Annotated in this window: 24 protein-coding genes; 13 read left to right on the forward strand and 11 right to left on the reverse strand. The window is 55.9% G+C overall.

Translation table 11 applies throughout. From position 1 onward, the window contains the following. Positions 1-110: 110 nt before the first annotated feature. Positions 111-980, reverse strand: coding sequence for a siderophore-interacting protein (locus CRO87_RS15115; protein ID WP_097163769.1), 870 nt, complete (start codon positions 978-980; stop codon positions 111-113). A 199-nt stretch (positions 981-1179) separates the two neighbouring features. On the opposite strand from CRO87_RS15115, the gene CRO87_RS15120 reads away from it, so the two are divergent. After that, entirely contained in the window at positions 1180-3369 is a 2190-nt protein-coding gene (locus CRO87_RS15120; protein ID WP_097163770.1) for a TonB-dependent siderophore receptor, read from the forward strand. A gap of 52 nt (positions 3370-3421) precedes the next feature. Here the strand turns inward: CRO87_RS15120 and CRO87_RS15125 are convergent, their stop codons facing one another. The 3 genes from CRO87_RS15125 to CRO87_RS15135 form a co-directional block, all read right to left on the reverse strand. After that, the gene (locus tag CRO87_RS15125) at positions 3422-3865 is read right to left on the reverse strand and encodes a YcgN family cysteine cluster protein (RefSeq protein ID WP_097163891.1); all 444 of its coding nucleotides are present in this window, start codon (positions 3863-3865) and stop codon (positions 3422-3424) included. A 93-nt stretch (positions 3866-3958) separates the two neighbouring features. After that, positions 3959-4618, reverse strand: a complete 660-nt coding sequence (locus CRO87_RS15130; RefSeq protein WP_097163771.1) for a fumarylacetoacetate hydrolase family protein — start codon at positions 4616-4618, stop codon at positions 3959-3961. 19 nt (positions 4619-4637) lie between these two features. Continuing rightward, on the reverse strand, positions 4638-4913 hold the full coding sequence (locus CRO87_RS15135) for a YcgL domain-containing protein (protein WP_097163772.1): 276 nt from the start codon (positions 4911-4913) through the stop codon (positions 4638-4640). 126 nt (positions 4914-5039) lie between these two features. On the opposite strand from CRO87_RS15135, the gene minC reads away from it, so the two are divergent. Genes minC through minE form a run of 3 tightly spaced genes read left to right on the forward strand, consistent with a single transcriptional unit; the run spans position 5040 to position 6846 of the window. Continuing rightward, positions 5040-5738 carry a septum site-determining protein MinC gene (minC, locus tag CRO87_RS15140; protein WP_097163773.1) on the forward strand — a complete coding sequence of 233 codons (699 nt, stop codon included), beginning with the start codon at positions 5040-5042 and terminating at the stop codon, positions 5736-5738. Positions 5739-5760: 22 nt separating this feature from the next. Then, positions 5761-6573, forward strand: a complete 813-nt coding sequence (gene minD, locus CRO87_RS15145) for a septum site-determining protein MinD (protein WP_097163774.1) — start codon at positions 5761-5763, stop codon at positions 6571-6573. 3 nt (positions 6574-6576) lie between these two features. Beyond that, positions 6577-6846 (forward strand): cell division topological specificity factor MinE, encoded by a 270-nt coding sequence (gene minE / locus CRO87_RS15150; RefSeq protein WP_097163775.1) that lies wholly within the window; start codon positions 6577-6579, stop codon positions 6844-6846. A gap of 126 nt (positions 6847-6972) precedes the next feature. On the opposite strand, the gene rnd is transcribed toward minE, so the two are convergent. The 5 genes from rnd to CRO87_RS15180 all read right to left on the reverse strand — a co-directional run bounded on the left by rnd (position 6973) and on the right by CRO87_RS15180 (position 13386). Next, positions 6973-8100 (reverse strand): ribonuclease D, encoded by a 1128-nt coding sequence (gene rnd, locus CRO87_RS15155; RefSeq protein WP_097163776.1) that lies wholly within the window; start codon positions 8098-8100, stop codon positions 6973-6975. A gap of 73 nt (positions 8101-8173) precedes the next feature. Further along, complete coding sequence (fadD, locus tag CRO87_RS15160) at positions 8174-9859, reverse strand: long-chain-fatty-acid--CoA ligase FadD (protein ID WP_141398709.1); 1686 nt, start codon at positions 9857-9859, stop codon at positions 8174-8176. A gap of 215 nt (positions 9860-10074) precedes the next feature. Then, complete coding sequence (locus tag CRO87_RS15170; RefSeq protein WP_097163777.1) at positions 10075-10671, reverse strand: Slp family lipoprotein; 597 nt, start codon at positions 10669-10671, stop codon at positions 10075-10077. A 41-nt stretch (positions 10672-10712) separates the two neighbouring features. Next, positions 10713-11408, reverse strand: a complete 696-nt coding sequence (gene tsaB, locus CRO87_RS15175; protein ID WP_097163778.1) for a tRNA (adenosine(37)-N6)-threonylcarbamoyltransferase complex dimerization subunit type 1 TsaB — start codon at positions 11406-11408, stop codon at positions 10713-10715. Positions 11409-11475: 67 nt separating this feature from the next. Continuing rightward, positions 11476-13386, reverse strand: a complete 1911-nt coding sequence (locus CRO87_RS15180; protein WP_097163779.1) for an ATP-dependent DNA helicase — start codon at positions 13384-13386, stop codon at positions 11476-11478. Between the two features lie 129 nt (positions 13387-13515). Between CRO87_RS15180 and CRO87_RS15185 the strand changes: the two genes are divergently transcribed. Next, complete coding sequence (locus CRO87_RS15185; RefSeq protein WP_097163780.1) at positions 13516-13860, forward strand: RidA family protein; 345 nt, start codon at positions 13516-13518, stop codon at positions 13858-13860. A gap of 94 nt (positions 13861-13954) precedes the next feature. On the opposite strand, the gene CRO87_RS15190 is transcribed toward CRO87_RS15185, so the two are convergent. Continuing rightward, a complete protein-coding gene (locus CRO87_RS15190) occupies positions 13955-14134 on the reverse strand; it encodes a YoaH family protein (RefSeq protein ID WP_097163781.1) in 180 nt (59 codons plus the stop codon). Between the two features lie 86 nt (positions 14135-14220). Between CRO87_RS15190 and pabB the strand changes: the two genes are divergently transcribed. From pabB to CRO87_RS15210, 4 genes are all read left to right on the forward strand, one after another. Then, entirely contained in the window at positions 14221-15576 is a 1356-nt protein-coding gene (gene pabB / locus CRO87_RS15195) for an aminodeoxychorismate synthase component 1 (protein ID WP_097163782.1), read from the forward strand. Between the two features lie 3 nt (positions 15577-15579). Beyond that, on the forward strand, positions 15580-16158 hold the full coding sequence (locus CRO87_RS15200) for a CoA pyrophosphatase (protein ID WP_097163783.1): 579 nt from the start codon (positions 15580-15582) through the stop codon (positions 16156-16158). Between the two features lie 174 nt (positions 16159-16332). Beyond that, the gene (sdaA, locus tag CRO87_RS15205) at positions 16333-17697 is read left to right on the forward strand and encodes an L-serine ammonia-lyase (protein WP_097163784.1); all 1365 of its coding nucleotides are present in this window, start codon (positions 16333-16335) and stop codon (positions 17695-17697) included. Positions 17698-17825: 128 nt separating this feature from the next. After that, complete coding sequence (locus CRO87_RS15210; protein WP_097163785.1) at positions 17826-19418, forward strand: EAL domain-containing protein; 1593 nt, start codon at positions 17826-17828, stop codon at positions 19416-19418. Between the two features lie 3 nt (positions 19419-19421). Here CRO87_RS15210 and yoaE read toward each other — a convergent pair whose 3' ends face one another. Continuing rightward, on the reverse strand, positions 19422-20984 hold the full coding sequence (yoaE, locus tag CRO87_RS15215; protein ID WP_097163786.1) for a CNNM family cation transport protein YoaE: 1563 nt from the start codon (positions 20982-20984) through the stop codon (positions 19422-19424). A gap of 453 nt (positions 20985-21437) precedes the next feature. On the opposite strand from yoaE, the gene manX reads away from it, so the two are divergent. The 4 genes from manX to CRO87_RS15235 are packed head-to-tail and all read left to right on the forward strand — an operon-like array spanning position 21438 to position 24640. After that, a complete protein-coding gene (gene manX / locus CRO87_RS15220) occupies positions 21438-22409 on the forward strand; it encodes a PTS mannose transporter subunit IIAB (protein WP_097163787.1) in 972 nt (323 codons plus the stop codon). A 58-nt stretch (positions 22410-22467) separates the two neighbouring features. Continuing rightward, positions 22468-23265 carry a PTS mannose/fructose/sorbose transporter subunit IIC gene (locus tag CRO87_RS15225; protein WP_097163788.1) on the forward strand — a complete coding sequence of 266 codons (798 nt, stop codon included), beginning with the start codon at positions 22468-22470 and terminating at the stop codon, positions 23263-23265. 12 nt (positions 23266-23277) lie between these two features. Beyond that, a complete protein-coding gene (locus CRO87_RS15230; protein ID WP_097163789.1) occupies positions 23278-24129 on the forward strand; it encodes a PTS mannose transporter subunit IID in 852 nt (283 codons plus the stop codon). A gap of 55 nt (positions 24130-24184) precedes the next feature. Beyond that, a complete protein-coding gene (locus CRO87_RS15235; protein WP_097163790.1) occupies positions 24185-24640 on the forward strand; it encodes a DUF986 family protein in 456 nt (151 codons plus the stop codon). The last annotated feature ends 161 nt before the right edge of the window (positions 24641-24801 follow it).

Consider the following 24801-nt stretch of genomic DNA (forward strand, 5'->3'; position numbering starts at 1 on the left):
TAGTGTTTGCTCCCTCTCCTTTGGGAGAGGGTCGGGGTGAGGGGATCAGACCGCACTGCTCCCGATTGCAAAAAGGCAACTTCGGTTGCCTTTTTTAATGTTTGCTCTTTTTATGCCTTGCCCTGAGACCAGTAGGCCATAAAACTCACGCAGTCGCGGTTCAAATCCTGCACCTCAATCAGCTCTCGGCGCAGCGACTTCACCACTCTGGACTCCCCCGCAACCCACGCCTGAAAGCCTTTCGCCTCCGTGGCTCTTTCCCAAAGCAGCGTGTCACTCAGGCTTTGCTCCTGCGTCGATTGTTCGTGGGCTAAAGCATATTCCGGGATCTGTACGTATTGCCTGACCCCATTGAGTAAGTCCTCATTGCGCTCGCGCGGTAGCCAGTGGATCGCCGCAAACGGAAACGCCTGGGGTTGCACGTCCGCCGCCAGCGGCACCGAGAAAAACGCCTGCACCCGCGGCGGCTCAGCTTTCTTTGCCAGCTGTTCAAGAATGCCGATAGCCGCAGGCAACGCCGTTTCATCGGCAATCAGCAGCGCCTGACGTACGCTGTCGCTGTCCAGCCACTCGTAGCCGCCGCTGTCTTCAGGCGATTCCGCATTGGGTGCCACCATCTGAAGTACGTCACCCGGTCTGGCATGCGTGGCCCAGCGCGATGCTGGTCCGCCGTCGCCGTGCAGCACAAATTCAACATCAACCTCGAGCTGTTCCCTGCGTAACGCCCGCAGCGTATAGGTCCGCATCACCGGACGCTCGGCCTTCGGCAGCGCCAGGTAATCCTGATACCAGCTGTCGCTGACCGCCATTCTGGTTGCCTTCCCGCCCTCTTCGTCAAACAGCAGTTTTATGCGCTGGTCCGGGGATTCATGTTTCATCTGCGCCACGTCTGGACCCGTGAAAACGCAGCGTAACAGCGAGGGAGAAACCTGGATGCGGTGGGTAAGAATGACGTTAAAAATACGGTAGCCAGCGGCCATCTGAGGCTCCTGTGTGAACGCAGCGTAACCGGCCTGCAGGCAGATACCGGCACAAAGTGTGGGTAAATCAGGGAGATAATGAAAACAAATATGTCAAAAAGTGTTGCCGTAGTAAACAGAATGAATATCATAACGATAATTATTATCAATATTGTCACACTTTTTTCACTGTTATTTTCTATTTGGGACTCTGCAGATTATGAAACGCTCCACGCTCTGGGTACTTCACCCCTGCCTGCTCGCCATGCTTTCCGCTGGCGCTGCGGCCGAAGACAAACAAGAAGAAACGCTGGTGGTTTCCGCCAGCCGCGCCAACCACACCGTCGCCGATATGGCACAAACCACCTGGGTCATTGAACAACAGGAAATTGAACAGCAGGTTCAGGGCGGTAAGGAGCTGAAAGAGGTGCTGGCGCAGCTGATCCCGGGCATGGACGTCAGCAGCCAGGGACGCACCAACTACGGCATGAACATGCGTGGCCGCTCGATGATGGTAATGGTGGACGGCGTGCGCCTTAACTCCTCCCGCAGCGACAGCCGCCAGCTCGACTCCATCGATCCCTTCAACATCTCACGCATCGAGGTTATCTCCGGCGCCACGTCCCTCTACGGCGGCGGCAGCACCGGCGGGCTCATCAATATCGTCACCAAAAAAGGTCAGCCGGAAACCGAAGTCGAGTTCCAGACCGGGGCGAAAAGCGGCTTCAACAGCCATAACGATCACGACGAAAACGTGGCGGCTTCCGTCAGCGGCGGCAATGACAATGCGTCCGGGCGCCTCTCCGTGGCGTATCAGCGCTTCGGCGGCTGGTACGACGGCAACGGCGATGAGGTGATTATTGATAACACTCAGACCGGGTTACAGTATTCCGATCGTATCGACGTGATGGGCACCGGCACGCTGAACATCGACGACCATCAGCAGCTCCAGCTGACCACGCAGTATTTTAAAAGTCAGTCCGACGGCAAACACGGCCTGTTCCTTGGCGAGAACTTTTCGGCGGTGACCGGCGATGGCCGGGCGTACAACAAAGACAACCTCGATTCCGATCGTCTGCCCGGTACCGAACGTCATCTGATCAACCTGCAATATTCTAATACCGACGTCTGGGGACAGGATTTAGTGGCGCAGATTTACTACCGCGACGAAAGCCTGACCTTCTACCCGTTCCCGACGCTTAGCAAAGGCACGGTGACCAGCATCGGTGCCTCGCAACAGAAAACCGATTTTTACGGCGGCAAGCTGACGCTGAACAGCAAACCGCTGGATGATCTCAATCTGACCTGGGGCGTTGACGTCGATCATGAAACCTTCAACGCCAACCAGCAGTTCTTCGATTTAAGCAAAGCCGCCGCCAGCGGCGGGATGACGCTGGACAACGACTATAACGTCGGGCGCTATCCGGGATACAGCATCACCAACCTCGCCCCCTTCATGCAGGCAAGCTACGACATCAGCGCCATTACCCTGAGCGGCGGCGTGCGCTATCAGTACACCGAAAATAAGGTGGATGATTTTGTTGGTTACGCCCAGCAGCAGGCCATCGCCACGGGCAAAGCGACATCTGCCGACGCAGTGCCCGGCGGTAAAACCGACTACAACAATCTGCTGTTCAACGCAGGCATTCTGGGCCATCTGACCGACCGTCAGCAGCTGTGGTTTAACTTCTCCCAGGGCTTTGAAATTCCCGATCTCGCCAAGTATTACGGCTCCGGTAGCTACACGCTGGCAAACGGGCATTACCAGCTGAACAACAGCGTGAACGTGAACGACTCGAAGCTCGACGGCATAAAGGTTAATGCCTACGAGCTGGGGTGGCGCTTCACCGGCGACAGCCTGCGCACGCAGATTGCAGCCTATTACTCGCTGTCCGATAAAACCATCAACATCAATAAAACCGACATGACCATTACGCTCGACGACGATCAGCGTCGGATTTATGGCGTCGAAGGTCAGGTGGATTACTACTTCAGCGCCAGTGACTGGAGTCTCGGCTCTAACTTTAACGCCATCAAGTCGGAAACCCGTGAGAACGGCAAGTGGGAGAAGCTGACCGTAGACAGCGCCAGTCCATCAAAAGTCAGCGCCTGGGTGAACTGGGCTCCGGGCGACTGGGGTTTGCGCGTGCAGAGCACACAAACGTTTGACCTGTCTGATTCAGACGGCAAAAAAATTGATGGCTACAACACCGTCGATTTCCTCGGCAGCTATACCCTGCCGGTGGGGAAAGTCAGCTTCAGCGTCGAAAACCTGTTGGATGAGGAGTACACCACCGTCTGGGGGCAGCGTGCACCGGGACTTTACAGCCCGACTTACGGCGCGCCTGGCCTGTATACGTACAAAGGCCGTGGCAGAACATTTGGCCTGAACTACTCGGTCCTCTTCTGATACAAAAAAGCCACCGTTCAGTACGCTGGCTTCTTCAGCATCCTGGCGGGCATCAGCCGCGGCCAGGATGATTCATGATGTGATCTTCCCAGTCCACCACGTCAGACTCTTTCACCGCAATATGGCGCACGGAAATACGCTCGCCGTGCATGGCCACCTTTGAACCCGTCAGCAGCGGGTGCCACGTCGGCAGCGGCTTACCTTCTGCCAGCAAACGGTAGGCACAGGTGTGCGGCAGCCATTCGAAGGTCGGGAGATTATCGCGGGTCAGCTTGATGCAGTCTGGCTCGTATTCGAAACGGCGTTCGTAGTTTCGGCACTGGCAGGTTTTGATATTCAGCTGACGACAGGCAACGTTGGTGAAGTAGATTTCGTCGCTGTCTTCATCCATCAGCTTATGCAGGCAGCACTGGCCGCAGCCGTCGCACAGCGATTCCCACTCGGCGTCGGTCATTTGCTCGAGCGTTTTGCTCTGCCAGAAGGGTGTGTCGCTCATAAAAAAATCCGCCATTAAAAACCAGGGGCACCTTATAACCAGTCTGGCATGCGGATGCAAGTTTTGCCGCCCGACTGCGGCGGCAAAAGATGCTTACAGTACGCGGGTGGAGAGCGAATGGCCGTTGACGCTGACTTCCAGCTCATCGCCGCTTGCCAGCGGGCCGACGCCTTCCGGCGTGCCAGTGAGGATGACATCCCCGCTTTTCAGGGTGAAGAAGCGGCTCATATAGGCAATCAGTGGCACAATCTTGTGGATCATGTCTGAGGTGCTGCCCTGCTGGCGTACTTCGCCGTTGATTTTCAGGCTGAGGGAGGTGTTTTGCGGATCGCCCTGAAAATCGCCTGCCGGAATAAAACCGGAGATGGGGCAGGAATTATCGAAGCCTTTGGCTTTCTCCCACGGCTGACCCGCTTTCTTCATCTTGCCCTGCAAATCGCGCAGCGTGAGATCTAATGCCACGCCGTAGCCAGCAATCGCTTTGCGCACGTGATCTTCTGATGCCTGGCGCAGCGTGCCGCCAATGAGCACCGCCAGTTCAACTTCATGGTGCACCGAGCCCAGACCTTCCGGCAGCACCAGCGGCTGACGAATATCGCACAGCGCCGTTTCAGGTTTGATAAACAGCACTGGCTCTTCCGGCGTGGCGCTGCCCATTTCCTGAATATGTTTGGCGTAATTGCTCCCTACACAAACCACTTTACTGACCGGGTAATCCAGTAGCGCGCCCTGCCAGTGATGATGTTGATACATGCCTGCTCCTGTCGTTGCGTTATTGTTTTCCGCTCGCCTGGAGATGTTGCTTGAGTAAATTTTCCGGCGGAGGCGGCAGCTGCAAATAATAGCCTTGTTCAGTTAAGGCCTTTTTTACTTTTTCCAGATCGGCATTGGCTAATGTTTTACGCCCGTCCAGGGGCAGAATCATGGCAAGCTGGGGCTGACCAAATCCTTGCATTAATTCCTGCGGTACGCGGGAGAAATCGTCTTTTTTTTCGACATATAAGTAGGTCTGGTCGCGCTTATTACTTTTGTAGATCACACAAAACATGACTTTTACTCTGAATTGGACCGTGGCGACTTGCCACTCTATATTAGTGACTATAACATGCCCTGTAGTCTTCGGAATATTACCGCAGCCCTGCGGTGGATAAATTGAAAATTGAGTAAGGCCAGGATGTCAAACACGCCCATCGAACTTAAAGGCAGTAGCTTCACGTTATCAGTGGTTCATTTGCACGAGGCAAAACCCGAGGTTATTCGTCAGGCGTTAGAAGACAAAATCGCCCAGGCTCCCGCTTTTCTCAAACACGCACCGGTGGTGGTCAACATCAGCAGCCTGGCTGAGGTGACTCAGTGGAAACCGCTGCAGCAGGCGATCTCTGCAACGGGCTTACGCATTATGGGCGTCAGCGGTTGTAAAAATCCGCAACTGAAGGCTGAAATCGATCGGGCCGGTATTCCCTTACTCACTGAAGGGAAAGAAAAAGTCGCTCGTCCGGTGCCCGTTGAGGCCACTGCTCCTGCACCAATTGCAACTCCCGTCACAAAAACGCGATTGATTGATACCCCGGTTCGTTCCGGTCAGCGCATTTATGCGCCAAACTGTGATCTGATTGTCACCAGTCACGTGAGTGCGGGCGCAGAACTTATCGCCGACGGCAACATTCACATTTACGGCATGATGCGTGGGCGCGCGCTGGCAGGTGCCAGCGGTGACAGAGAAGCACAAATATTTTGTACTCATCTTGCGGCAGAACTGGTGTCTATCGCAGGGGAATACTGGCTGAGTGAGAACATCACCGCCGACTATTATGGCAAAGCGGTTCGTCTGCGTCTGGACGAAGCGGCTTTGACAATTGAACCGTTAAACTGATCCCTTTTAACAAGGAATTTTTATGGCACGCATTATTGTTGTGACTTCGGGTAAAGGGGGCGTCGGCAAGACCACCTCCAGCGCGGCCATCGCTACTGGTTTGGCCCAGAAGGGAAAAAAGACTGTCGTCATCGACTTTGACATCGGCCTGCGTAACCTCGATCTGATCATGGGCTGTGAACGCCGCGTGGTTTACGATTTCGTGAACGTGATTCAGGGCGATGCCACGCTGAACCAGGCGCTGATTAAAGATAAACGCACTGAAAATCTCTATATTCTCCCGGCTTCTCAGACCCGCGACAAAGACGCGCTGACCTACGAAGGCGTGGAAAAAGTGCTGGAAGAGTTGAAGAAGATGGAGTTCGACTTCATTGTCTGCGACTCCCCGGCAGGCATTGAAACAGGTGCGCTGATGGCGCTCTACTTCGCCGATGAAGCCGTGATCACCACCAACCCGGAAGTCTCTTCCGTGCGTGACTCGGACCGCATCCTCGGCATTCTGGCCTCCAAATCGCGCCGCGCTGAGAAAGGCGAAGACCCGATCAAAGAACATCTTCTGCTCACCCGCTATAACCCGGGTCGCGTCAGCAAAGGCGACATGCTGAGCATGGAAGACGTGCTGGAAATTCTGCGCATTAAACTGGTTGGCGTGATCCCGGAAGATCAGTCAGTCCTTCGCGCCTCTAACCAGGGTGAACCGGTGATTCTCGATGCCGAAGCCGACGCGGGCAAAGCCTACGCCGACACGGTTGATCGTCTGCTGGGAGAAGAACGTCCTTTCCGCTTCATAGAAGAAGAGAAGAAAGGTTTCCTCAAACGCCTGTTCGGAGGATAAGTTATGGCATTACTCGACTTTTTTCTCTCACGAAAAAAGAACACCGCCAACATCGCGAAAGAACGTTTACAGATTATCGTCGCGGAACGCCGCCGCAGTGACGCAGAGCCACACTACCTGCCGCAGCTGCGTAAAGACATTCTGGAAGTGATCTGCAAGTACATTCAGATTGACCCGGAAATGGTGACCGTGCAGCTGGAGCAAAAAGACGGGGATATATCGATTCTTGAGCTCAACGTGACGCTTCCCGAAGCGGAAGAATCGAAGTCCTGATGTGATAAACCCCGGAATTCCGGGGTTTTTTATTGGTGCAATGCGGTCTGATACACTTACCCCGGCTCTCCCCCACAAGGAGAGAGAGCAGACGGTAAAACCCCTCTGAAAGAGGGATTTTGCTGTTTACCTCGGATAATTCGCCAGCAGAGCATTCAGGCGATCGGCCATCAATTCGCCACGCCAGCCCGCCACAAGCTCCGGCAGACCGTTTTGCGGCTTCAGCTTCCAGTGCCAGTTCAGCAGCTGGTTAATCTGACGACGGGAAGCCAGCAGTTCCGCACTCACGCCCTTCTCTTTGCTGACGTCCTGCACCAGCGCTTTAATCTCTTTGAACAGCGTGCGGTAGCCCGGCATGTCCATGAGGTTCAGCAGAGGTTCAGGCAGCGCCTCTTCCGGCAGGGCTTTGGCTTTTTCCACCAGGCTCAGCAGCGTTTTGCCGTGGAAGCGAATTTCGCTACCTGAGAGTCCAAGACTGTCGAGTTCGCCCATGCTGCCTGGCATATAGCGCGCCACGCTCCACAAATGCTCCTCGCGCACCACGAAATTAACCGCCATGTTCCGCTCGCGGGCTTTACGCAGACGCCAGTCGGCCAACAGTTTCAGGCACGCCAGCTGGCGCGTACGCAGCTGCCAGGCGTTGGTGATATCGCGCCAGGCCTCAGCCGGATCAACCACTTCCTGACGGCGCTGCTGCATCAGGCGACATTCGTCGAGCGCCGCAGGCAGCCAGCCGCTGGTGTCTGTTTCCGCCAGCAGTTTTATTGCGATGGGCAGCAGGTACCAGACGTCCGCCGCCGCATAGTCGCACTGGCGCTCAGTCAAAGGGCGGGCCAGCCAGTCGGTGCGGGATTCGCTTTTGTCGAGGGCAATGCCGGTGTACTCCTCCACCATCGCCGCAAAGCCCCAGGACATTGGGCGACCACTGAACGCCGCCAGAATCTGGGTATCGATGAGCGGCTCCGGTAATTCACCGAAAGCATTCAGGAACACTTCCAGATCTTCACTGCCGGCGTGCAAATATTTAGTGACATTTTTGTCACTCATCAACGCTTTGAACGGCCGCCAGTCATTAATCGTCAGCGGGTCAATCAGCACCACCGTCTGGCCGTCAAACATCTGGATCAGGCCCAGCTGCGGGTAATAGGTACGGGTGCGGACAAATTCGGTGTCCAGCGCAATGGCGGGTACGTTGCGGGCCTCGTCACAGGCGGCCTTCAGCGCAGCGTCCTCAGTGATCATCTGATAATTCAATCTGTATTCTCTATGGTTTGCGCCCATAAAAAACGCCGGCTTAACCGGCGTCTGAAGGCGACTCACGCGTAGTTCAGGCTTTATTGTCCACTTTAGCGCGCGCTTCGTCACGCAGTTCTCGTCGCAAAATCTTTCCGACGTTCGATTTTGGCAGTTCGTCGCGGAACTCCACCATCTTCGGCACTTTGTATCCGGTCAGTTGGCGGCGGCAGAAGGTGATCAGCGCCTCATCGGTCAGCGCCGGGTCTTTCTTCACCACGAAGATTTTCACCGCCTCACCGCTGCTGCCGGACGGAACGCCAACAGCGGCCACTTCCTGGACGCCAGGATGCTGCATGACCACATCTTCGATTTCATTTGGATAGACGTTAAAGCCGGAGACCAGAATCATGTCCTTTTTACGATCGACAATCTTCAGAAAGCCCTCTTCATCCATTACCGCGATATCACCGGTATGCAGCCAGCCATCTTTGATGATTTCGTCAGTCGCATCGGGACGCTGCCAGTAGCCCAGCATGACCTGCGGACCTTTAACGCACAGCTCACCCGGTTCGCCCGGCGGCACTTCGTTGTCGTCGTCGTCCACCAGCTTCACTTCGGTGGACGGCACCGGCAGGCCAATGCTGCCGCTGTGGTAGTCGATATCATGCGGGTTGACGCTCACCAGCGGCGCGCACTCCGTCAGGCCGTAACCTTCCAGCAGATAGCGACCGGTTAGCTTCACCCAGCGCTCCGCCACCGCGTGCTGAACCGGCATGCCGCCGCCCGCAGAGAGGCGCAGCGTGGAGAAATCGAGCTGCTGAAATTCTTTATTATTCAGTAGCGCGTTGAACAGCGTGTTCACGCCGGTCATGGCGGTGAACGGGTATTTCGCCAGCTCTTTCACCAGGCCTGGAATATCGCGCGGGTTGGTAATGAGCAGGTTCTGCCCGCCAAGCTCAATAAACAGCAGGCAGTTCATGGTGAGCGCAAAAATGTGGTACAGCGGCAACGCGGTAACCACCAGCTCTTTGCCGGGACGGAACAGCGGCCCGTAAGTGGCATGAACCTGCGCGAGGTTCGCCAGCATGTTGCGATGGGTCAGCATCGCGCCCTTCGCTACGCCGGTAGTACCGCCGGTATATTGCAGGAACGCCAGATCCTCAGTGACCACTTCAGGCTTGATGTACTGCATCCGGTAGCCCTGCTGCAGCGCGCGGCGGAAGGAGATGGCATCCGGCAGATGATATTTTGGCACCAGGCGCTTAACGTATTTGACCACAAAGTTAACCAGGGTGCCTTTCGCCGTGGAGAGCTGATCGCCCATGCGGGTCAGGATCACGTGCCGCACCTGGGTCTTTTCAACCACTTTCTCAAGGGTGTGGGCAAAGTTGGAGACAATCACAATGGCGCTGGCACCGCTGTCGTTGAGCTGATGCTCGAGTTCGCGCGGGGTGTAAAGTGGGTTCACGTTTACCACAATCATTCCGGCTCGCAGGATACCGAAAAGCGCCACGGGGTATTGCAGCAGGTTCGGCATCATCAGCGCGACCCGGTCACCCTTTTTCAGCCCCAGACCTTCCTGAAGATAAGCGGCGAATGCGCGGCTGCGCTCTTCGAGCTTGCGGAAGGTCATCACTTCGCCCATGTTCACAAACGCAGGCTGGTCGGCGAAGCGGGTCGACGCCTGTTCAAACAAATCTACCAGGGATTGATAGCGGTCAGGATCGATCTCCGCCGGTACATCGGCGGGATAACGGTTAAGCCAAACCTTTTTCAATGCATCACCTCTGAAATGAGAATTCGTCGTCATCACAACCCCTGTTAATAAACAAGCCGTTAACAACATATTAACTTATCGTACCAGTTTATTAATTAATCGGATTTAAGGTTGCGAAGCGCGTCACTATTTATTTTTCTTATGAACGGGAGTCCATTCCTACAAAAAGAAACAGCGGACAAGCCGCTGTCTCATACTACTTTAAAAATAATATGTTACTCGGTGACGATAGTCTGCACCTGCGCCGGGCCCGGGTTATACCAGCCCCAGCCCACGCCGCCATAGCCGTAACCACAGCGATGGTGATAACAGCCGCCGCCCCAGTATGGGTCAATCGGCTGCGGTGGCATCACCACCTGCTGCGTGACGCGCCAGCGCTTATAGCCGTTCGCCTGCATCACCATATAAGTGTATTCGGTGTCGCCAATCTTACCCTTCGCGGTGCCGGTAATGGGCCCGACGACGGTCACCAGCTGATTGCGGAAATCAACCGGATCGAGGAAGCCGTTTACGTCCGCATAGATACGGCCACGCGATGGCGTACCGAGGCCCGGGCGAGCGCCTTCATCAAGCGGCACGGTCGCAATTTCCAGACGGGTTTTGCCCGTCTCATTTTTGACATTGACCACCTTGCCGCCGAAGCGGGCTTCCTGACCGACGTACAGCTGCGGGGCAGCCATTACGCGGGCCAGATCCTGCTGTGGCGTTGGGCTGGTACCCTTGATTTCATCCGGTACCGACACGCATCCGCTAAGTGCGGCAATGACCAGTCCAGCCAGTACCCCACGTACGACCTGTTTGCGACTTGCCATGATGAGACTCCTTTATTTCTCAGTGCTTATGACACTAAGATTCATTCCCGGCCGGGAAGTTTCTTCCACGCTACGGTATTGCGTAAATAAACCGGTTCGGCGTTTTCAACGGCAACCGTTTTCTGTGCAGCAAACAGTTGGCAGGCCAGCGGCAGCATGTCCTCAGCCTCCGGCAGAAGCGTATCACCATTTGCCAGCGCGACCGACGTGTCTTTCGCCATATCCGGCCACGCCTGCCAGCCTGTCCCCACTGTCGCCCACTCGCCCTCGAGCTGCTTCAAGCGGTCGTTAACGGCTTCAGGTTTCAGCACCGCTTCCGTCTCTTCGCCGTGCCAGATACCCTGCTCATCACGCTGATATTCTGCCCAGTACACTTCGCCCATGCGGGCATCAATGGCGGCCAGCACGCGCGTTGCGCCAGTTTTGCGGAAGGCACCCTGCGCCATGGTTGCCAGCGTAGACACGCCAATCATTGGCAGATTCGCGCCCAGCGCCAGGCCTTGCGCGATGCCAATGCCGATGCGCACGCCGGTAAAGCTGCCCGGCCCACGGCCAAACGCCAGCGCGTTGAGTTCAGTCAGATCTGTAGCCGTTTCGGTAAGAATATCCTGCACCAGCGGCAGAATACGTTGGGTGTGTTCGCGGGGACATAGCTCGAAGTGAGCCGTGGTGGCACCGTCATTCCACAAAGCCGCAGAACAGGCTTCTGTGGCGGTATCAATAGCCAGAATTCGCATAGGACGTCGCGCTCTCGCAATAGCGGGTCAACAAAATGGCGCGCATCTTACCACAGTTCGGCACAAATTACCCCACCGAGAGCCCCGCAAGAAAACGCACGGCCCGGCTGATATCACGGGTACGCGGCGTGGGCGGCAGGCTGGATAAGAACACCGCGCCGTAAGGTCGCATCACCAAACGGTTATCGCAGATAACCAGCACGCCACGGTCATCAACGTCACGGATAAGACGCCCGACGCCCTGCTTGAGCGTAATGACCGCATCCGGAAGCTGCACCTCGTCAAACGGATCGCCTCCCCGCAGGCGGCAGTCTTCCATCCGCGCCTTCAGCAGCGGGTCTTCAGGTGACGTGAACGGCAGTTTATCGATGATAACCAGTGAGAGCGCATCGCCTCGCACGTCCACCCCTTCCCAGAAGCTGCTGGTCGCCACCAGCAGGGCGTTGCCCGCGCGGACAAACTGCTGCAACAGTTGACCTTTGCTGGTTTCCCCTTGTAACAGCACCGGGAGATCGAGAATGGCGCGGAACTGTTCGGCAAGGTCGCGCATCATTGCGTGCGAGGTGCAGAGCATAAAACAGCGGCCGTTGTTGGCCTCTATCATCGGGCGCAGCATATTCGCCAGCTGTTTTGCGCCGCCGGGTTGATTGGGCAGCGGCAGGTTTCGCGGCACGCAGAGCAGCGCCTGTTTGGCGTAATCGAACGGGCTTGGCAGCAGCAGCGACTCCGCTTCATCAATCCCGAGACGGGCGGTGAAATGGTGCAGGTCGTCGTTCACCGACAGGGTCGCCGAGGTGAAAATCCAACTGCCCTCCTTCTGCGCCATTACCTCTTTGAATTTATCGGCGACAGTCAGCGGCGTCAGCGCGAGGGTGAAATGCCGCGACGTGCATTCATACCAGTAGCTGAAGCCTGGCTGGTTAATTTCTTTCAGGCGCTTGAGGCGGGCGCGGTACAGCGTGGCACGTTCAAAGGCAGCGTCGAGCAATGCCGAGCGGCCGAGTGAGAGCTTCGCCACGTCATAGCAAAGCTCCAGCGCATCGTCGAGCAGCAGCAGCGCGCGCTGAATGCCGTTGTCTGCCAGCAGTTCACGCAGGTTGCCACGGTAGCCCGGTTCGCCGAGCTGTAGGCGGAAATCCTGCGTTGCCTGAGCCAGACGATCGGCGCACTTTTGCAGCTGCTGGGTGTCTTTCAGTTCGGTGCGGTAGGCGATGGTGATGTCCCTCGCCATGTCGAGCAACTGACGGCTGGAGAGCGACTGGCCGAAATACTGGCTGGCGATATCGGGCAACTGATGGGCTTCATCGAAAATCATCACTTCCGCTTCGGGGATCAGTTCGCCAAAACCGCCCTCTTTCACCACCATATCGGCGAGGAACAGGTGATGGTTGACCACCACCACGTCGGCATCCATCGCCTTTTTTCGGGCTTTCACCACGAAGCAGTCTTTGTACAGTGGGCAGTCACTGCCGAGGCAGTTGTCGTTGGTGCTGGTGACCAGCGGCCAGGCGTGGGAATCTTCGGCGACGCTCACGCAGGTGCTGATGTCGCCATCTTCGGTCTGGTTCGCCCAGCTTCTGAGAATGATGACATCACTCAGCGTTTGAACGGGGAGATCGCCCCCGGCAATGGCCTGCTGTTCAAGACGCTCAAGGCACAGGTAGTTGGAGCGACCTTTCAGCAGCGCCAGCCTGCCGGTATATTTCAGGGCTTTTGCGACGGTCGGCAGGTCGCGGCTGTAGAGCTGATCCTGCAACGCTTTTGAGCCAGTGGAAATAATGACCTTTTTCTTTGCACGCAGCGCAGGGGCCAGGTAAGCGTAGGTTTTGCCCGTACCGGTACCCGCCTCCACCACCAGCGGACGCGTTTCTTTGATGGCTTTTGCCACCGCCTGCGCCATCTGTCGCTGCGGTTCACGCGGCTTGAATCCGGGTATCGCTTTGGCTAACTGCCCGTCTGTTGCAAAATCGTCCGTCACACTGCCCCCTGTAAATCTGGACAGTGATTATGTCAGCGCGGGACGAGTTGTGCCAGTCTGGCGGATGACGTGCCGCCGACATTGTGGCACTCTTGCGGGCGCTGAAAGGATTTTAAAGAGGATAAAAAGATGACAATCGTTCGAATTGATGCCGAAGCCCGCTGGTCTGATGTGGTGATCAACAACCAGACAATCTATTACACCGGCGTGCCGTCTAATCTCGACGCCGATGCGTGCGAGCAAACCGCGAATACCCTGGCGCAGATTGATGCGATTCTGGAAAAACAGGGCAGCGATAAATCACGCATTCTGGATGCCACGATTTTCCTGGCTGATAAAGCCGATTTCGCCGCGATGAATAAAGCCTGGGATGCGTGGGTGGTTGCCGGTCATGCGCCAGTGCGCTGCACCGTGCAGGCCGGGCTGATGAAGCCGCAGTATAAAGTTGAGATTAAGATTATCGCGGCGGTATAAGCCGCAACCCTTTTCTCGCAAAAGGGTTTTATGTTTGCGCCCTCTCCCTGTGGGAGAGGGTTGAGATGAGGGCATCAGGCCTGACGGTCATCTGTTACTCGTCTTCGTCCTCAAAACGCGCCACTATCCGCTCGCCGGTGTGGTTGGCCCGCAGCTCTTCGGCCACTAACGCAATCGCCTGCCCGCTACTCATTCCCTGAGACATTAACTCCTGGATACGTTCGACCGCTTTCTGCTGCTGGTCGTGGCTCAGTGAAGGTAATCCTGCAAACATGGTGAACTCCTGCTACATTGTGGGCGCTTATTATTTCATGCCGCCTGCGCATTAGCCAGCGGGCGGCGTCAGATGGATTGAGGTCGATGTTGTCCCCTGCTGTGATTTCGCTGCCCTGGCGCGCCGACGCCGCCGAACACTATTTCACTCCCCTTTCCGCTCAGCCCTGGGCGATGCTGCTGCACTCCGGTTTTGCCGAACACGCGCACAATCGTTTTGACATACTGGTCGCCGACCCGGTTGTAACCCTGGAAACGCGCGGGGCACTCACACGGATTACCCGCAAGGATGAAACAACAGAATCGACAGCCGATCCGCTTGCGTTATTAAAGCAAACGCTGGCGGCCTGCGAATTACCGGCTGCCTCACATCCCAATCTCCCCTTCCAGGGCGGTGCGCTCGGCCTGTTCGGCTACGATCTGGGTCGGCGTTTCGAATCATTGCCTGAACGTGCGCGGGCCGACGTTGATGTACCGGATATGGCCGTCGGGATTTATCGCTGGGCGCTGATTGTTGACCACCAGCGCCAGGCCGTGTCGCTGCTTAGCCATGACGATCCTCATGCACGCCTGACATGGCTTGAAGCGCAGCAAATCACCGCCCCCGGACCGTTTACGCTGACTTCGGCCTGGCGTTCCAATATGACACGCGAAAGCTATGGCGAGAAGTTTCGTCAGGTGCAGGCGTATCTGCAAAGCGGCGACTGCTATCAGGTCAACCTCGCCCAGCGTTTCGAAGCCCACTACAGCGGTGACGAGTGGCAGGCGTTCCGCCTGCTCAATCAGGTCAACCGCGCGCCCTTCAGCGCCTTTATTCGTCTTGAAGAGAGCGCCATTCTGAGTCTTTCCCCGGAGCGTTTCATTCAACTTGAAGGCCAGCAGATTCAGACCCGCCCAATCAAAGGCACCCTGCCACGCCTGAGCGACCCGATTGCCGACGCCGCTCAGGCAGAAAAACTGCGGATATCACCGAAAGACAGGGCCGAGAATCTGATGATCGTCGATCTGATGCGGAACGACATTGGCCGCGTGGCGGTGCCCGGCAGCGTGCGTGTGCCAGAACTGTTTGTGGTTGAACCTTTCCCTGCGGTCCATCATCTGGTGAGTACGATTACCGCCGAGTTGCCGGCATCGCTGCACGCCACTGACCTGCTGCGCGCGGCCTTTCCCGGCGGTTCAATCACCGGCGCGCCAAAGGTGCAGGCGATGAGCATTATCGACGAACTGGAGCCACACCGCCGTAACGCCTGGTGCGGCAGCATCGGCTATATCAGCCTGTGCGGCAACATGGACACCAGCATCACCATCCGGACGCTGACGGCAACCCACGGCAAAATCGTCTGCTCGGCGGGCGGAGGTATCGTGGCCGACAGCGACGAGCAGGCGGAATATCAGGAAACCTTTGATAAAGTGAATCGCATTTTGCAACATCTGGAGCCCTAACCGATGCCGCACCCGGAACTCAGCCTTGATGATTTCATCTCCCGCTTTCAGCTTCTGCGCCCGCAGCCCACAAAGGCTGCGTTAAATCAGCGCAGGGCCGCCGTGCTGATCCCCATTGTTCGCAGAGACGTTCCCGGCCTGCTGCTGACCAAGCGTTCGTCGCAGCTGCGAAAACACGCCGGGCAGGTAGCCTTCCCCGGAGGCGCAGTCGACGACAGTGACGCCTCGCTGATTGCTGCCGCCCTGCGTGAAGCCCAGGAAGAAGTGGCGATCCCCCCTGAATCAGTGGAAATTCTAGGCGTACTGCCGCCCGTTGACAGCGTGACGGGTTTTCAGGTGACGCCCGTCGTCGGCATTATTCCACCCGATTTGCACTATCACGCCAGCGTCGATGAAGTCTCTGCGGTGTTCGAAATGCCGCTGGCCGAGGCCCTGCGCCTTGGCCGCTATCACCCGCTCGACATCCACCGTCGCGGTAACTCGCACCGCGTGTGGCTCTCCTGGTATCAGCATTATTTTGTCTGGGGCATGACTGCCGGCATCATTCGTGAACTGGCGCTGCAAATAGGCGTTAAACCTTAGCTATACTGTGGATAACGGCTTATGCGATCCACCCCGCTTTATTAGTAAAATCGGGGTGAAGCATTAGTTTAATTCATGTGAATAGTTAAGCTGCGTTACCGGTTCCCTCTTACACTATGCGCAGTTATTACATCGTTATCGGAGCTTTCCGGTAACCCTGTCAGGAGTGTTAAAGTGATTAGTCTATTCGACATGTTCAAGGTGGGGATTGGCCCCTCATCTTCCCATACTGTAGGCCCGATGAAGGCCGGAAAGCAGTTCGTCGATGACCTGGTCGAAAAGGGAATGATCGATGACGTGACCCGCGTGGCGGTTGACGTTTACGGTTCACTGTCATTGACCGGCAAAGGCCACCATACCGATATCGCCATTATTATGGGTCTGGCAGGCAACATGCCGGCCACCGTCGACATCGACGCCATCCCGGCGTTTATTCGCGATGTGGAAACCCGCGGTCGTCTGCTGCTGGCCAATGGTCGCCGAGAGGTAGACTTCCCGCAGGACGACGGCATGCGTTTTCGCAGTGACAACCTGTCGCTGCATGAGAACGGCATGTCCATTCACGCCTTCGCGGGCGATAAGGTTATCTACAGCAAAACCTACTATTCCATCGGCGGCGGCTTTATCGTCGACGAAGAGCATTTCGGCAAGGACACCAGCGGCGACGTCACCGTCCCTTACCCGTTCAATTCCGCCAAAGAGATGCTCGACTACTGCAAAGAAACCGGCCTGTCACTTTCAGGCATGGTGATGCAAAACGAACTGGCGCTGCACAGCAAAAAAGAAATTGAAGACTATTTTGCTGACGTGTGGCAAACCATGCAGGCCTGTATCGACCGTGGTCTGAACACCGAAGGCGTTCTGCCTGGTCCCCTGCGCGTGCCGCGCCGTGCTGCTGCGCTGCGCCGCATGTTGGTAAGCCAGGACAAAACCAACAGCGATCCGATGACCGTGGTCGACTGGGTCAACATGTTCGCGCTGGCGGTGAACGAAGAGAACGCTGCCGGCGGCCGCGTGGTGACGGCACCGACCAACGGAGCCTGCGGTATCGTTCCGGCCGTGCTGGCCTATTACGATCACTTTATCCAACCCGTCACCCCGGAAAGCTACATTCGCTACTTCCTGGCCTCCGGGGCGATTGGCGCGCTGTACAAGATGAATGCCTCCATTTCTGGCGCGGAAGTCGGCTGCCAGGGTGAAGTGGGCGTGGCCTGCTCCATGGCGGCAGCCGGTCTGGCAGAACTGTTGGGGGCAAGCCCGGAACAGGTTTGCGTGGCGGCGGAAATCGGTATGGAGCACAACCTGGGCCTAACCTGCGACCCGGTCGCCGGACAGGTACAGGTGCCATGCATCGAACGTAACGCCATCGCCTCCGTGAAGGCGATCAACGCCGCGCGTATGGCATTACGCCGCACCAGCGAGCCACGCGTGTCCCTCGATAAAGTCATCGAAACCATGTATGAAACCGGCAAAGATATGAACGCCAAATACCGCGAAACATCGCGGGGCGGCCTGGCCATCAAAGTACAGTGTGACTAATACCTCATCGCCCATCTCCTACAGATGGGCGATTTTTTTGCGTTCCCCTCTTTTTTACTCTGTGGCGCACTACACTTGCTCTGTTGGCGCTAACAATTAAGTTGGCGGTTGCCCAGTGAGCGTCAGTCATGCAAACAGCCCAGAATCTGATCAAGGCGTACCGCCGGAAGCGAATTATCGTTTGCCTGATGGTTGCGCTGTTCGTTTTGCTGCTGACCTTTGGTCTGCGATTTATTTCACAGCGCGACTTAATTCAGGATCGTCTCGAGACTTACGCCATTCATGCGGTGAACAGCCTCGATAAAATTCTCATTCCTATCGCCGGGAAGCGCCACGAGCTTGTGAGCCTCGTCGGCCAGCCCTGCGAAAACGTGCATTTACCGATCCGCAAACAGGCCGCCGCCCTGCAAACGCTGCGATCCATTGCCCTCGTCAAATCTGGCGTGCTCTATTGCTCCAGCGTATTTGGCAACCGGGATGTTGTGTTACGTGACCGCCAGCCGACGTTACCCGATCCACAGCCTAAGCTGCTGCTGGCAACGGATGAATCGCTGGTGAAAGGCTCACCTATTCTGATCCAGTGGTATCCCGCCTCGCAGGACGGTGAAGACGGCGTCATGCTGACCATCAATATTCATTTGCTAAGCTCACTGCTGCTGGAGCCTCAGACGCCGGACATTCGTCGGGTGGTAGTCTCCGTCGGCAACCGCTATTACAGCGAATCACAGGGCATCAGCGACAGCATTCAGCTTGCCGACGGGGAAGAAATGCTCACCCGTCAGTCAGAACTCTTCCCCTTCAGCATCAGCGTCACCACGCCAGGTGCGGCGATGCTTGCCCTGGAGGATCTACCTTCTCAGGCACCGCTGGCGGTGATCTTAGCCCTGGTGTTGAGTGCCGTGGCGTGGCTTGCCACCGCCGGTCGCGTCAGTTTTAACCGCGAAATCACTCACGGCATGGCACAGCGGGAATTTGAGCTTTACTGCCAGCCACAGCTGAATACCCGCACTCAGCAGTGCACCGGCGTGGAGATTTTACTGCGCTGGAACAACCCACGTCTGGGCTGGATCTCACCTGATGTCTTTATCCCTGTGGCTGAACGTGAAAACCTGATTGCGCCACTGACCCGCTATGTGCTGGTGGAAACCATTCGCCAGATTGGCTACTTCCCGGCAGATCCGCAGTTTCACATCAGCATCAACGTTGCCTCCAGCCACTTTTTGCAGGGGGCACTGCTGCGGGATGTGAATCAGTTCTGGTTCAGCGCGCGGCCAAAACAGCAGCTGGTGTTGGAGATAACTGAACGGGATAATCTTATGGGCGTGGATTATCGGCTGGTCCGTGAACTGCACCGCAAAGGCGTGCGGCTGGCAATCGACGATTTCGGGACCGGCAGCAGTGCGCTCTCCTGGCTTGAACAGCTGCGGCCGGACATTCTTAAAATAGACAAATCCTTCACCAATGCCATTGGCACAGATGCCGTGAACTCCACGGTGACGGACATTATCATCGCCCTGGGTCACAGGCTGAATATTGAACTGGTTGCGGAAGGGGTGGAAACGCCGCAGCAGGCACACTATCTGCGTCAGCACGGCGTTTCTATTTTGCAGGGTTATCTGTATGCGAAACCAATGCCGCTGGCGGAGTTCCCGCGCTGGCTTCAAGGCGGAACTCCCCCACCGAAGGAGCATAGCGGGCATGTGCTGCCCGTTATACTTTGAGGATTACTCCTCTTCTTCGTCGTGAAGCGAAGGTTGCTTCACGACCCGAACCAGGTCGACCCGGTAGTTATTGGCTTCGACAATCGTTATCTCGAGCGGGGCCATATTCAGCACATCACCCACCTGCGGAATATGTCCGTTGTGGGAGATAACCCAGCCTGCCACGGTGGCAATATCATCGTCTGTGCTGAGCAGCGTTTCGAGCCCCAGAGTTTGCTGTAGCGCGTGTAAATCTGTTCCGCCCTTCACCAGCCAGCCTTCACCGTCGGTGACGATTTCAGGCGTTTCGTCGGCATCCGGGAACTCACCGGCGATGGCTTCCAGCACGTCCAGCGGCGTAACCAGCCCCTGAATCATGCCGAACTCATCGGTGACGATCACGAAGCTGCCACGGGCACGGCGCAGCACGCCCAGCAGGTTAATCGGGTCAAGCGTTTCCGGCACCACAATCGCCGGAGAAGCAGACGCCATGGCAATCACGTCTTCACCTGCTTCCAGCGCGACCAGCATTTCCTTGGCGCGGACGATACCGATAATTTCATCCAGTTCACCACGACAGACCGGGAACAGGCTGTGTGGAGAGGAAAGCAGCTGCTGGCGAATTTCGTCGACGCTCAGGTTCGCATCCACCCAGCTAATCTCACCGCGTGGCGTCATGATGCTGCGCAATGAGCGCGAGGCCAGCGTCAGTACGCCGTTAATCATGTAACGTTCTTCATCCGCAAACTCCCCTTCTGGCACGGGCACCGCCACAGGGTTTTCAGCGTCATGCTGCACCACGCTTTGCTTACGGCCGCCCATCAGGCGCAGGATCGCATCCGCAGTACGGGCGCGCAACGGCACGTTCGACTGATGCTTAACAAAGTTACGACGGGCAATCTGGTTAAACAGCTCGATGATAATCGAGAAGCCAATCGCGGCGTACAGGTAGCCTTTCGGAATATGGAAGCCAAAACCTTCCGCGACGAGGCTCAGGCCAATCATCAGCAGGAAGCTCAGACAGAGTACCACCACCGTCGGGTGCTGGTTGACGAAGTTAGTCAGCGGCTTCGAGGCCAGCAGCATCACGGCCATCGCGATCACTACCGCGGCCATCATCACCGGCAGATGGTTCACCATGCCGACGGCGGTAATCACCGCGTCGAGGGAGAACACCGCATCAAGCACCACAATCTGTGCCACAACCACCCAGAAGCTGGCATAGCCTTTGCCGTGCCCTTCGTCGTGCTGGCGGTTTTCCAGCCTTTCGTGGAGCTCCGTCGTGGCTTTGAACAGCAGGAAGATACCACCGAACAGCATGATCAAATCACGCCCTGAGAACGAGTAATCCCAGACGGTAAACAGCGGTTGCGTCAGCGTGACCATCCACGAAATAACCGACAGCAGACCCAGGCGCATGACCAGCGCCAGCGACAGGCCGATAAGGCGAGCCTTATCACGCTGCTTCGGCGGCAGCTTGTCTGCAAGGATGGCGATGAACACCAGGTTATCAATACCGAGCACAATCTCCAGGACAACCAGCGTCAGCAGGCCCGCCCAGATTGAGGGATCCATTAACAGTTCCATGAATGACTCCTGCTACAGGCAAAACCTGTCATCGCCTTGTCAAAAACAGACGTGACTATTTCGGTGCGATAAAAAAGGGGTGAACAAGTGGCAGCGGTGTGCCTGAGGGGAAACTGACGTCGGTGACGGTCCATACTTGGGCTATGCCCTATACTCCTGAATGTTTAAACGGAACGTAAACATATCAGACAGAATGGATAACTGGAAAAATATTTACGTCTTTTTGCATTCATCCGATAGGTTTACAGGATGATTTTTTGCGCTTCAAAATTATTGATTTTGGATGAGTAAATTACGGATCTTCATCACATTAATTATTTTTTCACTATCTAAAATAATTCACGGATGTAATGAGTCATTCATCTCTAACCCCTATCTGAATCGATTCGGTGAGAGCCAGCGGTTCATCAAACGGCAGTGGTTTTGTCGTAACGATAATAAAGGAGGTAGCAAGTGACGATTGCTATTGTTATAGGCACACATGGTTGGGCTGCAGAACAACTTCTGAAAACGGCAGAAATGCTGTTGGGCGAGCAGGAGAACGTCGGCTGGATCGATTTCGTTCCAGGCGAGAATGCAGAGACGCTTATCGAGAAATACAACGCGCAGCTGGCGAAACTGGATACCAGTAAAGGTGTGCTGTTTCTCGTCGATACCTGGGGCGGCAGCCCGTTCAACGCTGCAAGCCGCATTGTCGTCGATAAAGAGCATCATGAAGTTATCGCCGGCGTAAACATCCCAATGCTGGTCGAAACGCTGATGGCGCGTGACGACAACCCAAGCTTCGACGAACTGGTCGCACTGGCGGTGGAAACCGGTCGTGAAGGCGTGAAAGCGCTGAAGGCAAAACCCGTCGAGAAAGCGGCACCTGTGGCCGCCGTTGCTGCGGCACCAAAAGCGAACGTTCCGGCAAAACCTATGGGCCCGAACGACTACATGGTGATTGGCCTTGCGCGTATCGATGACCGCCTGATCCACGGCCAGGTCGCGACTCGCTGGACTAAAGAAACCAACGTCACCCGCATTATCGTGGTCAGCGACGAAGTTGCCGCCGACACCGTGCGTAAAACGCTGCTGACGCAGGTTGCTCCTCCGGGCGTTACCGCGCACGTGGTTGATATTGCCAAAATGATTCGCGTCTACAACAACCCACAGTACGCAGGCGAACGCGTGATGCTGCTGTTCACCAACCCGACTGACGTCGAACGTATCGTTGAACAGGGTGTGAAAATCACCACCGTCAACATCGGCGGTATGGCTTTCCGCCAGGGTAAAACACAGGTCAATAACGCCATTTCAGTCGACGAAAAAGATATCGAAGCGTTCAATAAACTGAACGCCCGCGGCATCGAGTTGGAAGCACGTAAAGTGTCTACCGACCAGAGACTGAAAATGATGGATTTGATCGGTAAGGTGGGTAAATAACCCGCCCTGCCCATTGCTGAATTTTCACACTTAAGGCTTAAGTTATAGGAGAAGTACAATGGAGATTACCGTTCTTCAAATTGTGCTGGTGTTCGTCGTCGCGTGTATCGCGGGTATGGAATCCGTACTCGATGAATTTCAGTTCCACCGTCCGCTGGTGGCCTGTACCCTGATTGGTGCAGTCCTCGGCGACATGAAAACCGGTATTATCATCGGTGGTACCCTGGAAATGATCGCCCTGGGCTGGATGAACATCGGTGCCGCAGTTGCACCAGATGCGGCCCTGGCATCCATCATCTCTACCGTTCTGGTTATCGCGGGTCACCAAAGCATCGGTGCCGGTATCGCGCTGGCTATCCCACTGGCGGCAGCAGGCCAGGTTCTGACCATCATCGTGCGTACTATCACCGTGGCCTTCCAGCACGCGGCGGATAAAGCGGCGAATAACGGCAACCTGACAGCCCTGTCCTGGATCCACGTATCCTCCCTGTTCCTGCAGGCGATGCGTATCGCGATCCCTGCGGTTATCGTTGCTATCTCTGTCGGTACCAGCGAAGTCCAGAACATGCTGAACGCGATTCCTGAAGTCGTGACCGGCGGTCTGAACATCGCAGGCGGCATGATCGTGGTTGTTGGTTACGCAATGGTTATCAACATGATGCGTGCCGGCTACCTGATGCCGTTCTTCTACCTCGGCTTCGTTACCGCAGCATTCACCAACTTCAACCTGGTTGCTCTGGGTGTGATTGGTGCAGTCATGGCAATTCTGTATATCCAGCTGAGCCCTAAATACAATCGTGTTGCGGGTGGCCAGGTACAGGCTGCTAACAACGATCTCGATAACCAACTGGACTAACAGGTGAGCGAAATGGTTGATATCACTAAAACTACCACCGAGAAAAAACTCACTCCGAGTGACATCCGTGGCGTGTTCCTTCGTTCTAACCTGTTCCAGGGTTCATGGAACTTCGAACGTATGCAGGCGCTGGGCTTCTGCTTCTCCATGGTACCGGCCATCAAACGCCTGTATCCGGAAAACAACGAAGCGCGCCGTCAGGCAATTAAGCGTCACCTGGAATTCTTCAACACCCATCCGTACGTTGCGGCTCCGGTTCTCGGCGTAACGCTGGCGATGGAAGAGCAGCGTGCGAACGGCGCAGAGATTGACGATGGTGCCATCAACGGTATCAAAGTCGGTCTGATGGGTCCGCTGGCAGGCGTGGGCGACCCAATCTTCTGGGGTACCGTGCGTCCGGTCTTCGCAGCGCTCGGTGCAGGTATCGCGATGAGCGGCAGCCTACTCGGCCCTCTGCTGTTCTTTATCCTGTTCAACGCCGTGCGTCTGGCAACCCGTTACTACGGCGTGGCTTACGGCTACCGTAAAGGCGTGGACATCGTTAAAGATATGGGCGGCGGCTTCCTGCAGAAACTGACTGAGGGGGCGTCAATCCTCGGCCTGTTTGTCATGGGGGCATTGGTTAACAAGTGGACGCACGTGAACATCCCGCTGGTGGTGTCGACCATCACAGGCCAGGATGGTCAGACCCGTGTGACCACCGTGCAGACTATCCTTGACCAGCTGATGCCGGGCCTGGTGCCGCTGCTGCTGACCTTCGCCTGTATGTGGCTGCTGCGTAAGAAAGTGAACCCACTGTGGATCATCGTTGGCTTCTTCGTCATCGGTATCGCGGGTTATGCTGTAGGCCTGCTGGGTCTGTAATTCTGCTGTACTCTGCCGGGGCCTTTTGGCCCCGGTTTTTATTTCTGGAGGGGTAATGACTATCACGGACTGGGTGCTGGTTCTGTTTATTGTGGCGCTGCTGGCCTTCGCCATTTACGATCAATTCATCATGCCGCGCCTGAAGGGCCCCGTGCTGCTCGCTATCCCCCTGCTCCGTCGCGGGCGAGTTGATGGGATCATTTTCGTCGGCCTGGTGGCGATTCTTATTTATCAAAACCTGACCGCCAATGGGCAATTAATAACCACATGGTTATTATGTGCGCTGGCACTGATGGGGTTGTATCTGTTCTGGATCCGCACGCCAACAATCATTTTTAAACAAGAAGGTTTTTACTTTTCCAGCGTATGGATTGCGTATCCAAGAATTAAATCCATCAATTTATCTGAAGACGGTGTGCTGGTGATGCAATTAGAGCAGCGCCGCCTGCTGATACGCGTACGAAATATCGACGACCTCGAAAGAATCTACAAACTCCTTTCATCACAGTGAGTTATAATTATAGCCATTGCTATATATGAAGTTATTTTAGGCAAATGACTTTATAGCCATGGCTATATTTCCAGACATTCCCCCTCATATTTCTTAACGTTTTCATTACCGTTAAATTTAAATGAAAATCGTTATCAATTAGCCGTTGACATATTTGTTTT

Origin of the sequence: Enterobacter sp. CC120223-11 (assembly GCF_900215375.1) — a bacterium.
Taxonomy (GTDB): Bacteria; Pseudomonadota; Gammaproteobacteria; order Enterobacterales; family Enterobacteriaceae; genus Scandinavium.